Genomic DNA, 12007 nt, shown 5'->3' with positions numbered 1-12007 from the left:
GGCTTCGCTCATGGCGTGGCCCAGTTCCACGATGCCCGTGATGTCAGCGCTCCGCTGCCAGCTCAGGAGATTGACCAGCCAGGCCGCGGCGGACGGTCCCAGCTGGGGAAGGAAGGCCGCGGTGATCGCCGTTTCCGTCATCGCGCCCGCCTCACGAGGCGGCCCGCCGGAGTGTGCGGACCGCACGCCGGCCCAGCCGCCCGACGTTGGCCAGCGGGCGGGCGGCCACGGCCGGCGGCAATCCGCCCGGCAGCTGAAGCTTGGTCAGCCGCCGCCGCTTGAAATAGCGCATGTGGGGTCCGTCCTGGATGTGCTGCAGATACGTTTCCGCACTCGGGCGGCCTGCTGCCAGCGTATCGGCCTGCATGCAGTAGGAGACGGCTTCGACCAGATGCTGCAGGCGGCCGGCAGGGGGAGTGTCTGCCGCCTCCTGGTCCGGGGCGTGGAAGTTCCGCTCCAGGATCGCATCGATGATGGTGACCGGCACGCGGTTGCTGTTTTCGTACGGGGTCAGCCGCTCCAGCAGCAGTTCGGTTCCTACGGCCGCCGCCTCGATGCCGAACAGGTACCTGGCGGTCATGAGGGCGGTGGAGAAACAGCTGACCACCAACCGGGGCCGCAGGCGCTGCATCACCACTTCCGCGGGTACCGGGGACTCCAGGATCTCCAGCCGTACCCCGAGGTCCCCGGCCGCCGACTGGACGGAGCGCAGGGCTGCCGGTCCGGCGTTGGGATGGGGCTTGAAGATGCAGTGCCGGATCCCCCGCTCCAGGGCCTTTTCGATCATCCCGCGGTGCAGCGCCACTTCTTCCTCGGCCGACAGGATCCCGAGCTCGGCCAGGTATTGGCCCAGCAGCAGCGCGCTGCCGGCGGCATCCGGTTGCGACCCCGGAAGCACCAGGGGCGGCACCGACCGGTCCAGCTCCTCCATCGCGCGGCGCAGGGAGGCCGGATCCACCGGCAGCAGCTTGGGATCATGCTCGCGCAGCAACTGCGGGCGCAGCCCGGGGACGAGGTCCACGTACAGCAGGGAATCGAGCCGCTGGGCCACGGCCAGCGGGACGGGGTTGCGGGTGGGCCCGTAGCTCATCAGGCCGTCCGAGTGTACCGAGACGGTTGCCTGGGCGAAGGTCCGGGCCAGGGCGACCGCAGGGTTGACCTGGATGGACTCGACGTAGAGATGGACCGGGTCGTCGCCCAGGTCCCATTCCGAGCGCAGCAGCCTTTGCCACAGATCCAGGTCCTGCTCGCGGGGATTGAACTGCCCCGGCCGCCGTGGCCAGAGCAGCTTGCCGAGGTCCGCCACGCGGTCGAACCTCCGGACGGCATCGGCGAAGCCCGGCGACTCGTGGAACGGAACGGTGATCTCCGGAATCAAGGCATTGTTGGTCAGCACCAGGATGCGTTCGGCACCGGTGGCCGGAACGGTCCCGTCGTCGACGGCCGCGGCCAGCGAGACGACCTGATAGAGCGTTGATACGACGAAAAGTTCTTTCACTTCACTGGTCCGATCGCTGTTTCCAGCTTCTGGCGCCGGTTCTTGTCCATGCCCGCCAAACAGCTGCCGACGGCGGGGGCCGGGAGGCCGGCCACAACAGCCCGGATACCGGACGTCAGTTCGCGGCGGACGGCCTTGGTCATCTTCTCCGACCGATCGAGGTGATGGCAGGCGATGGCCAGGAACTGCCGGATAGCCTTGGGCCGGAAGCGGTCTGCCTCGCGGTCTGCGGCCACCAGCCGGAAGACCTCGGCGTAGCTGCGCAGGAAATCCAACTGCCGGCGGTCGAAGATCTGGCTCAAGGAGGTCGCGACGCCGCGGCGATAGAAGGCACCCAACTGGTCCGAAACCGCGTAGGAGGTTGCCTCCAGGTGCAGCCGCCAGATCCAGGGACGGTCCTCGGCGGTATGCAGGCCGTCCACAAAGTGCAGCAGCCCGGCCTCCCGCAGCGCGCCGTCGAAGATGCCGAAGGGCGCGAACGGGTAGTCCACCATGGATGAGGCGTCCATGGGTCCGATGTCCCGGCGGGGATCGAGGGCGACGCCGCGCACGGCCTGAGGTGCCCGATGAATGGTCCGGATTCCCCCGGCGTGCCGCACGTGGTCCACCCGCAGGAAGTCCACCCCCAGCTGCCTGATCTCCGCCGTGATGCGTGACAGGTGGCCGGGCGCGTACCAGTCGTCCGGGTCAAGGAAGGCGATGTAGCGTCCCGTGGCGGCGTCCAGCCCCTTGTTGCGGGCCGCCGCCAGGCCGGTCGCGGCGTCGTTTCGAAGGATGTGCAGGCCGGGGAGCCGGCCGGTGAAGGCGGCGGCCAGCTCCCCGGTCCCGTCGGTGGAACCGTCATCGATGACGATGATTTCCATGACCGAGGGATCATCGAACTGGCGGGTCAGGCTGGTCATCGCGTCGCGGATGAAAGGGGCCTGGTCTTTCGCCGGGATGATGACGCTCAGTAATGGCTGGTTCATGGCGTGTGCTTAGCCGTCCACCCGGCGCAGGCGGGACAGCGGCGCCAGCTCGCCCGGGAAGACGCGCTTGACGCCGTCGCCCATGGCTTCTTCCAAGATCCGGATGTCGCGGATCAGCGCCTCGAAGCCCTTGGGCTCCAGCGAAGAGGCCTGGTCCGAGCCCCACATGGTCCGGTCCAGGGTGATGTGCCGTTCCACCGTCACCGCGCCCAGGGCCACGGCGGCCAGCGAGATCTGCAGGCCGCGTTCGTGCCCGGAGTAGCCCACCGGCACCTGGTAGCGCTCCTGCAGTGTGGTGATCATGCGCAGGTTCGCCTCTTCCGGCGGCAGCGGGTAGGTGGAGGTGGCGTGCATCAGGATCAGCTTGTCCGTGCCCAGGATTTCCACGGCCTTGTCGATCTGTTCGATCGTGGACATGCCGGTGGACAGGATCACCGGCTTGCCGGTCTCGCGCAGCGCGGTGAGCAGTTCGGTGTCAGTCACGGAGGCGGAGGCGACCTTGTGGGTCAGGGCTCCGGCTTCCTCCATGAACGCGACCGAGGGCACGTCCCACGGCGAGGCGAAGCAGTGCAGGCCGCGGTCGGCGGCGTGGGAGATGAGCTTCTGGTAGATCGGCATGTCGAACTCGACCCGGTACCGGTAGTCCAGGTAGGTCATCTCGCCCCACGGGGTGGAGCGCATCTTGTCCCGCATGTCAGCGGGGGTGGAGATCTCCGGGGTGCGCTTCTGGAACTTGACCGCGTTCGCGCCGGCCTCGGCGGCGACGTCGATCAGCTGCTTGGCGATCTCGATGTCGCCGTTGTGGTTGATGCCGATCTCGCCGATCACGTAAACCGGCTGACCGGCACCGACCTGCACGTCGCCAATCGCGACGGGCGCCGGGGAACCGGCGGGAACATTGACGGAAACGGTAGCTTCGGTAGTCATCTGTGCACTCTCTCTGGTTGTTGCTGTGGTGGCTTGTTGAAGGCGGCGTGGGCCGCCGGCACCGCTGTGGGCGGCGAGGATGAGTTCGCAGATCTCGCGGACCGCGCCCTCGCCGCCGTGATGCTGCAGCACGGTCCGTGCCGCGGCTTTGACCTCGGCGCGGGCGTCGCCCACCGCCACCGGCCAACCAACGACGCCCATGGCGGGCAGGTCGTTGACGTCGTTGCCCACGTAGGCAACCCGGTCGGGATCCAACCGGTTCACGGCCATCCATTGGCGGACCGCTCCGGCCTTGTCCGAGACGTCCTGGAGGACGTCGATGCCGAGCTTCCCGGCCCGGGCGCTGACCACCTTGTTGCGTTCGGTGGACAAAATCAGTTGCGGAATTCCGGTGCTGCGCAGCCGGGAGATTCCCATGCCGTCCTCGCGGCTGACGCGGACGAACTCTTCGCCCTCGGCGTTCACGAAGGCGTGGTCGTCGGTGTGGACGCCGTCGAAGTCCATGACCAGGGCGTCAACGTCGACGGCGCCGGCCGCCGCGGCGCCCACCGGGCCGGCCAGTGCCCGGACCACGGCCAGGTCTTCGGGCGAGTCGATTTCGATCGCCTGCCCGGCGGGCACTTCCTGCAGCTTCAGCCGGCCGAAGAAGCGGTGCCCGCGGTCGAGGAGGCCCTCGGTGCGCATGGCGTAGAACGCCCCTGTTTCGCGGTACTGCGGCCGGCGGTCCTGGCGGCGGGGCCGCACGTCGGCGCGGTGCCCGACGGCGGTGACGGCACCGTCGTCGTCAAGCGACCAATGGAACGCGTGACTCTCGGTGACCGAGAAGGCGACGTCGGCCCGGTCCTCCAGCACGTCCAGGACGGCCCGGTCCAGGTGCTCCGGCTCGATGAACGGCGAGGTGCACTGCAGCAGGACGGTGACCGCCGGCTGCCGGGGCAGCGTGGCGAGCACGTGGAGCACGGCGGACTCGCTGCTGGCGGTGTCTCCGGAAAGCTCCGCGGGACGGACGACGACGCGGGCGCCGCAGCGTTCGGCTTCGGCCGCGACGTCCGGATGGTCGGTGCTGACCACCACGTCGGTCACCGACGGGGCCGCCAACGCACTGTCGATGGCGCGGGCCACCAGGCTCCGGCCGGCCACGGGCATCAGGTTCTTAAACGGGATTCCCTTGGAACCGCCGCGGGCCGGGATGACGACCAGAACTTCCCGGGGATCGTTGTAACTCATTGGAGTCACGGTAGGAAGCACCGGTAACGGCCCGGGGTGGACCAGGTTACGGGAAGGCGTGCAGCAGCGGACGAAACGGGTAACCTGCCGCCCGCGCCCGGATCAGCGGCCGCCGGGCCGCCGACAGTAGTCTTGGACCATGCCCGGGTCCCGCTCTTCGCGCCGCACGCCGCTGCGCATCGTGGTGCCCAGCCGGAACGACCCGTTCCTGAAGCAGTTCACCGAACTGGTGGGCGGACCGCTGGGCCGGCACAGCGCCCCGGGCCTGGTAGCGCCCGGATTTTTCACCGTGGAGCGGGTGCTGATCATCTTGACCACGGTCGCGGCGCTGCTTTCCGTCCTGGTCAAGACGCCGTGCCGGCTGGCCGGGTGGGAGCTGCCGGATTATTTCTACATGGGCTGCTACTCGGACTGGCCGGTGCTCTTCGAGTCCCGCGGGCTGGCCGGCGGAGTCATGCCGTTCGTCACCGCGGGAAGTTCCTTCGAGTACCCCGTGCTGCTGGGCCTGGTGGCCGGAGTCACGGCGTGGCTGGTTCCCGGCGAGGGCGCGTCCCCGGAACGGGCCTTGGCCTATTTCGATATCAACGCCACCCTGGTGGCCGTGGTTTGGCTGGTCACCGTCATCGCGACGGCGCGGATGAGCCACCGGCGGCCCTGGGACGCGGCGATGGTGGCGCTGGCACCGGGCATTGTGCTCGCCGGGACGATCAACTGGGACCTCTGGGCGGCAATGCTGGCGGCGCTGGCGATGCTCGCCTTCGCCCGGCGCCGCCCGGTCCTGGCCGGAGTGCTCATCGGCCTCGGTGCCGCGCTCAAGGTGTATCCGGTGCTGATCCTCGGTCCCATCCTGCTGCTGGCGGTGCGGACCGGCAGGTACCGCCCCCTGGCCCGGGCCGCGCTGGCGGCGGCCGCGGTATGGGTGGCGGTCAATCTGCCGTTCATGCTGCGCGACTTCGGCGGCTGGTTCCACTTTTTGGACTACAGCCGGCAGCGCGAAGCCGGTCACTCGTCCCTCTGGTACGCCTACAACCTGATGGCGCAACGGCAGCAACTGCCCGTCCTTAGCCCCGAATTCATCAACGCCGCCTCCCTCCTGTTGTTCGCGGCCGCCTGCGCGGGCATCGCGCTCCTGGCCTGGGCGGCGCCGCGGCGCCCGCGGATGGCGTCGCTGGTGTTCCTCGTGGTGGCGGCCTTCGTGCTCACCAACAAGGTCTACTCGCCGCAGTTCGTGGTGTGGCTGGTCCCGCTGGCCGTGCTGGCCCATCCCCGCTGGCGCGACTTCCTGATCTGGCAGTTCTTCGAGGCGATGCACTGGTGGGCCACCTGGATGCATCTGGGCCAGGTGACGAGCGGCGGCGAAGCGGCACGCAACCTGGACACGCCCTACTACGTGCTGGCCGTCGTCGCGCATATAGCAGCAACGGCATACATAGCGGGGAAGGTGGTGCGCGCCATCTGGCTGCCGGAGCATGACCCGGTCCGCCGGGTGGACACCGACGACCCGCAGGGCGGGGACTACGACGGCGCGCCGGACAGGTTCACGCTGCCGTTGGCGGGTGCCGCCAGGGGGAGGGGCGCCGGTCCGGCAACCGCCGTCGGGAACGGGCAGGCCGAACATTCTACGCCGGGCATAGATGCCGTGCGGCGGCCCTCGACCTGGCCGGGCCTTGCCGGTGAGGCCGCGCAGGCCACAAGGTTGAAGCCCCAGGGGGAAGGAGATCCAACGTGACGGACGTAGCGGTAGTCGGCGCCGGACCCAACGGGTTGGCGGCCGCCGTGATCATGGCGCGTGCTGGCCTCGGGGTCACGGTCTTCGAGGCGGCAGCCACGCCCGGCGGGGGCTCCCGCACGGTGGAATTGATGGAGCCGGGCCACTGGCACGACGTCTGTTCCGCGGTCCACCCGATGGCCGCGGCCTCGCCGTTTTTCCGGGACTTCGGGCTGGACCAGCGGATCGAACTGCTGGTGCCGGAGGTCTCCTACGGCCAGGTGATCGACGGCGCCGCCGCGGCGGTGGCCCACCGCGACCTCGACCAAACCGTGGCCGGGCTGGGGGCCGACGGCGGCGCGTACCGGCAGTTGATGAAACCGCTCGTCGCGCGGACCGACGCGCTGCTGGAGTTCACCATGGACCAGCTGCTCCAGGTGCCTGCGAGCCCGGTGACAGCGTTCCGGTACGGGCTCCGCACGCTGGAGCAGGGCTCTCCCGCCTGGAACCTGCGCTTCAAGGAACAGTTCGCACCCGCTCTGCTGACCGGCGTCGCCGCTCACACCCCCGGCGGGGTGCGCCGCCTCTCGTCCGCGGGCGCGGGCTTGATGCTCGGCGCGCTCGCCCATGCCGTGGGCTTCCCTCTGCCCGCCCGGGGGTCGCAGGCCATCATCGACGCCATGGTCGAGGACCTGCAGGCCCACGGCGGCCGGCTCGAGACCGGGCACCGGGTCGCCTCGCTCGCCGAGCTGACCGACGCCGAGGCGGTGATGCTGGATACCTCACCCACCGAACTGCTGCGGCTGGCCGGCGGCCGGCTCCCGTCCCGCTATGCGCGCGCCCTGCAGCGCTTCCGCTACGGACCCGGGGCGGCCAAGGTGGACTACATCCTGTCCGGGCCGGTTCCGTGGGCCCATCCGGACCTGCGCCGGGCCGGCACCGTTCATCTGGGCGGGAGACGGGAACAGATGGCAGCCTCCGAGCGGGACATTGCCCGCGGCCGGCACTCGGAAGACCCGGTGATCCTGACCGCGCAGCCCGCCGTGGTCGATCCGTCCCGGGCGCCGGCCGGGCGCCACGTGCTCTGGACCTATTGCCACGTTCCGGGCGGTTCCACCCGGGACATGGAACCGGTCATCACCGCTGCGCTGGAGCGCGCCGCCCCCGGCTTCACCGACCTGGTGGTGGATTCGGCCAGCATGTCCGCGGCGGACTACGAGGCCTACAATCCCAACTACGTCGGCGGCGACTTCGGAACCGGGGCCGTCAGCCTGCTGCAACTCGCGGCGCGCCCGGTGCTGAGCCGGAAGCCCTGGCAGACCCCGCTGCACGGGGTCTATTTGTGCTCCGCCGGGACGCCGCCCGGCCCCGGCGTGCACGGCATGGCCGGCTACCGCGCCGCCGAGCTGGCCCTGCGGGAGCAATTCGGACTGGCTGTGCCGTCCCTGAGGCCCTAAGCCATGGAACAGCGGGCGGTGCCGGTGGAAGATGGTCCCATGGATCCTGTCGCCGCCCTGAACGAAATCGCCTTCTGGCTGGAGCGCGAACTCGCGCCCACGTACAAAGTGCAGGCGTTCCGGAAGGCGGCCGCCGTCGCCGGCGGGCTGGAGCCCGCCGAGCTGGCCGAGCGGGCGCGCACCGGCCGGCTGAAGAACATGAAAGGGATCGGCGCCAGCACCTTCGTGGTGATCCAGCAGGCGGTCGACGGCGAGGTCCCCGACTATCTGGCGAAGGTGCGGGAGCGCGCCGCGACACCCCTGGCCGAGGGCGGGCGCGAGCTGCACCAGGCCCTCCGCGGCGACCTGCACAGCCACAGCGACTGGTCCGACGGCGGCTCGCCGCCGGAAGCCATGGCCGATGCCGCCCGCTGGCTCGGCCGCGACTACCTTGCCCTGACCGACCACTCGCCGAACCTCACGGTCGCCAACGGCCTGAGCGCGGAGCGGCTGGCCCGGCAGCTTGAGCTGGTCGCGGAGCTCAACGCTTCAGCCGACGGCTTCCGGGTGCTGACCGGGATCGAAGCCGACATCCTGGAGAACGGCCAACTGGACCAGTCACCGGAGATGCTCGACCGGCTGGACGTGGTGGTCGCCAGCGTGCATTCCAAGCTGAGGTCGGACCGGGGCACCATGACCCGCAGGATGCTCGGCGCCATCGAGAACCCGCGCACGAACGTGCTGGGCCACTGCACCGGGCGGCTGGTGAAGGGATCACGGGGAACCCGCCCGCAGTCGGAGTTCGACGCCGAACGGGTGTTCGCCGCCTGCGCCGAGAACAACGTTGCGGTCGAAATCAACTCCCGGCCCGAGCGGCAGGACCCTCCGGACGAGCTCATCCAGCTGGCCCTCGACGCCGGCTGCCTGTTCAGCATCGACAGCGACGCCCACGCGCCCGGGCAGCTGGACTTCCTCCACTACGGCGCCGAACGGGCGGCCGCAAACGGCGTCCCGGCCGAACGGATCATCACCACCTGGCCCGTGGAGCGCCTGCTCGAGTGGTGCCGCCAGGGCCGGTAGCCCGCGTGTAACCGCTTCCGACCCCGGCGGAACGTCGACCGGGCCCGACGTCGGCAAGCCGCCCGGGCGTCCCCAAAACGGCGCCGCTTTAGCTATGGTCCTCAGTATGCTGAACAATTTTTCGAAGGCGCTCTTGGCGGTGCTGGCCATGCTGCTGATGACCTCCTGCGGGCTGCAGGTGCCGGCGGACCCGGAGGGGACATTGGAGCGCATCAGCGGGGGTACCCTCCGGGTGGGTGTCTCGCACAACCCGCCCTGGACGGCGGTCCGGGACGGCGCGGAGCCCACGGGCTTGGAGGCGGACCTGGTGAGGCAATTCGCCGCGGCCCGCGAAGCGACCGTCGCCTGGACAGCGGCCGGCGAGGAATCCCTGATGGGGCAGCTCGAAGGCGGCGACCTGGACCTCGTCATCGGAGGCCTGACGAAAAAATCGCCGTGGTCGGACAAGGCCGCCCTGACCCAGCCCTATGCCGAGGGCCGCGCACCCGACGGAGGCAAAGTGGAATACGTCATGGCCGCCAGGATGGGCGAAAACGCCTTCCTGCGGGAATTGGAAAAGTTTCTTCTCGACCGGAAGGGACGGGGATGAATACCAAATTCGGCCGGACCGAGCTGCCCGATGAGCAGGAAAAGGCCCTCCGGCGCGCCATCAGGCTCCAGTGGACCACCATCGCCGTGCTGGCGGTCTCCGTCACCCTGGTCGCCTTGGTCATGGGCAATTCGCAGGCGATGAAGGCGGCCTGGATCGAAGACATGCTCTCCCTCGCCCCGCCCATCGCGTTCCTGCTGGCGATGAAGATCATTAACCGGCCGCCCACCCGGAAGTACCCCTACGGGTACCACCGGTCGACCGGGATTGCGCATCTCGTGGCCGCGGTGGCCCTCTGCACCATGGGCGCGTTCCTGGTGGTCGACTCCGGCATGGGCCTGCTGAAAGGGGAGCACCCGCCCATCGGATCGGTCCAGCTGCTGGGCCACACCGTCTGGCTCGGCTGGCTGATGATCGCCGTCATGGCAGTGACCGCCGTACCTCCGGTCCTGCTCGGCCGGGCCAAGGAAAAACTCGCCGAGCAACTGCATGACAAGGTCCTCTATGCCGATGCGGACATGAACAAGGCGGACTGGAAGACGGCCGTCGGCTCCATCGTCGGGGTCGCCGGCATCGGGATCGGTCTGTGGTGGGCCGACGCCGCCGCGGCACTGTTCATCGCCGGGGGAATTTTGCGCGACGGCTACAAAAACATGCGGGGCTCCGTCACCGACCTGATGGACAGCCGGGCCACCACCTTCGACGACTCGGAGCCCCACCCGCTGATCGAACGCATCGATGATTACCTGCGCCAGTTGGAATGGGTGGAAGAAGCGGGCTCGCGTGTCCGCGACCAGGGCCATGTGCTGCACGTTGAGGCCTTCGTCGTCCCCCGCGACGGACGCGTCCCCTCGGTCGATGTCCTCGAAGAGGCGCGGGACGGCTGCATTGACCTGCATTGGATGATCCACGACACGGTCCTGGTGCCGGTCTCCGAACTGCCCGAGGAAGCAGGCGGAGCATCGGAGCGCCAGTCCGAAAGGAACCTCTGAACGCTCCCCGTGCGGCGCGCCCCACCGTATATCGTGCAAGGAGGCCCTGCTGCCAGGGCCCAACAACATCACGACGGCGGTGCACGGCTGCCGCAAGGAGGTACAGATGCGTCTGGGGACAGTACGGCGGAACGGAACCACGCAGGCGTTCCGGCAGGACGGCGGCGCCACCGACTACCTGCCGACCAGGGACGTCGGCGAACTGCTGAGGGGCGGGGACTGGCGGACCTTGCCCGGCGAGCGGGGCCCTGCGCCGGTGGCGTCGGAGCTGGACATGCCGATCTTGCAGCCGGGCAAGATCCTCTGCGCCGGCCTGAACTATTACGCGCACGCCGAGGAAGTGGGCCAGGAGGTCCCCAAATACCCCACGATCTTCACCAAGTACCCGAACGCGCTGGTCGGCCCGGTGGACGACGTGGTGCTGCCCGCGGCCAGCACGAAGATCGACTGGGAGGCCGAGCTGACCGTGGTGATCGGTTCCCGGATCCGGTACGCCGATGACGCCGCCGCCCGGGACGCGATCGCCGGCTACACGGTGATGAACGACGTCTCCGTCCGCGACTGGCAGGGCCGCACCTCGGAATGGTTCCAAGGCAAGAATTGGGACCGGATGACTCCGGTGGGCCCCGTCGTCGTCACGGCAGACGAGCTGGATCCGGAGGCAGGGCTGGCGGTGGAATGCGAGCTGGACGGCGTGTCCAAGCAGTCGGGCAACACGTCGGACCTGATCTTCTCCTGCGCGCAGCTGGTCTCCTACGTCAGCCAGTTCATGACCCTGGAACCCGGTGACCTGCTGGCCACCGGCACCCCGGCCGGCGTAGGACTGGCCCGGAAACCGCGTGAATGGATTCCCGCCGGAGCGCAGCTGGTGACGAGGATCGAGGGAATCGGCGAATTGCATAACCGCTGCGTGGCCGAAGAGCCGCGCTGAAACGTCGAATTTCTCCCTCCGGCGTCCTAGGATCAAGGAGTGGCACAAACACGGCTGTTTGGGCGTGACCGGGAGGTGGCGCAGTGGCGCGACCTCGCCACTGCTGTGGAATCCGGCCGCAGCATCGAACTGACCGTCAGCGGCCCGTCCGGAATCGGTAAGACATCCCTGCTGGAGACGGTGTGCGCCGAGGCCTCCGCGCGCGGCTGGAAACTGCTGAGGGCGGCCGGTGCCGCCCGCCGTTCGCTGCCCGGATCCATGTTTTGGCAGTGGTTCGCGCCGCTGGCCCAGCAGGTGCCGGACCACGGCCCGCCGTTCGACGGGCAGGGCCGGGTGCTGCATTCCTTCCTGACCTACGCGGGCGGTCCGCTGCACAAGGACGCCCTGACCTATTCGGCCTCCTGGGTCCTGCGTTCGCTGGCCCAGGAGGGACCGGTGGCCGCCGTGGTGGACGACGCCCAGTGGCTGGACGAACTCTCGCTCCAGTCGCTGTCCGACATGGCGGGCCTGCTGATCGACGTCCCGCTGCTGCTGCTGCGCGGGGTGCGTACCGGCCAGGGTGCGGAGCGCGGTGACGGCATCCTGGCGGACTCTTTGCTGCTGGATGCCGACGACGGCGGTGCCCGGGGCAGTGCCGCCCGTGCCGACGGC

10 protein-coding genes and 1 pseudogene are annotated in these 12007 nt (G+C 69.3%); 7 read left to right on the top strand and 4 right to left on the bottom strand.

The window, feature by feature from the left end:
- Positions 1 to 151: 151 nt before the first annotated feature.
- The 4 genes and pseudogenes from AC5RV2_RS09445 to AC5RV2_RS09430 all read right to left on the bottom strand — a co-directional run.
- A complete protein-coding gene (locus tag AC5RV2_RS09445) occupies positions 152 to 1498 on the bottom strand; it encodes a polysialyltransferase family glycosyltransferase (RefSeq protein ID WP_494092118.1) in 1347 nt (448 codons plus the stop codon).
- Positions 1495 to 2466 carry a glycosyltransferase gene (locus AC5RV2_RS09440; RefSeq protein ID WP_494092117.1) on the bottom strand — a complete coding sequence of 324 codons (972 nt, stop codon included), beginning with the start codon at positions 2464 to 2466 and terminating at the stop codon, positions 1495 to 1497. Before AC5RV2_RS09440 ends, AC5RV2_RS09445 begins: the two co-directional genes overlap by 4 nt.
- Positions 2467 to 2475: 9 nt before the next feature.
- Positions 2476 to 3393, bottom strand: coding sequence for an N-acetylneuraminate synthase family protein (locus tag AC5RV2_RS09435; RefSeq protein WP_494092119.1), 918 nt, complete (start codon positions 3391 to 3393; stop codon positions 2476 to 2478).
- A 114-nt stretch (positions 3394 to 3507) separates the two neighbouring features.
- Positions 3508 to 4620 (bottom strand): annotated as a pseudogene (locus tag AC5RV2_RS09430) (cytidylyltransferase domain-containing protein); the annotation flags it as partial.
- 139 nt (positions 4621 to 4759) lie between these two features.
- Here AC5RV2_RS09430 and AC5RV2_RS09425 point away from each other — a divergent pair.
- The 7 genes from AC5RV2_RS09425 to AC5RV2_RS09395 all read left to right on the top strand — a co-directional run.
- A complete protein-coding gene (locus tag AC5RV2_RS09425) occupies positions 4760 to 6349 on the top strand; it encodes a glycosyltransferase family 87 protein (protein ID WP_494092116.1) in 1590 nt (529 codons plus the stop codon).
- Positions 6346 to 7785, top strand: coding sequence for a phytoene desaturase family protein (locus AC5RV2_RS09420; protein ID WP_494092115.1), 1440 nt, complete (start codon positions 6346 to 6348; stop codon positions 7783 to 7785). The genes AC5RV2_RS09425 and AC5RV2_RS09420 overlap by 4 nt, the downstream gene beginning before the upstream one ends.
- 39 nt (positions 7786 to 7824) lie before the next feature.
- Positions 7825 to 8844, top strand: coding sequence for a PHP domain-containing protein (locus AC5RV2_RS09415; protein WP_494092114.1), 1020 nt, complete (start codon positions 7825 to 7827; stop codon positions 8842 to 8844).
- A 106-nt stretch (positions 8845 to 8950) separates the two neighbouring features.
- Positions 8951 to 9433 carry a transporter substrate-binding domain-containing protein gene (locus tag AC5RV2_RS09410; RefSeq protein WP_494092113.1) on the top strand — a complete coding sequence of 161 codons (483 nt, stop codon included), beginning with the start codon at positions 8951 to 8953 and terminating at the stop codon, positions 9431 to 9433.
- Positions 9430 to 10425: a cation diffusion facilitator family transporter gene (locus tag AC5RV2_RS09405; protein WP_494092112.1), complete on the top strand. Its 996-nt coding sequence runs from the start codon at positions 9430 to 9432 to the stop codon at positions 10423 to 10425. The genes AC5RV2_RS09410 and AC5RV2_RS09405 overlap by 4 nt, the downstream gene beginning before the upstream one ends.
- Positions 10426 to 10531: 106 nt before the next feature.
- The gene (locus AC5RV2_RS09400) at positions 10532 to 11356 is read left to right on the top strand and encodes a fumarylacetoacetate hydrolase family protein (RefSeq protein ID WP_494092111.1); all 825 of its coding nucleotides are present in this window, start codon (positions 10532 to 10534) and stop codon (positions 11354 to 11356) included.
- Between the two features lie 39 nt (positions 11357 to 11395).
- A partial coding sequence (locus AC5RV2_RS09395; RefSeq protein WP_494092110.1) for an ATP-binding protein occupies positions 11396 to 12007 on the top strand: 612 nt, incomplete at its 3' end.

This window comes from Arthrobacter sp. Y3225116 (assembly GCF_059091245.1).
Note: the sequence above shows the minus strand (reverse complement) of the source record. Positions and strands in the feature narration are given on the sequence as shown.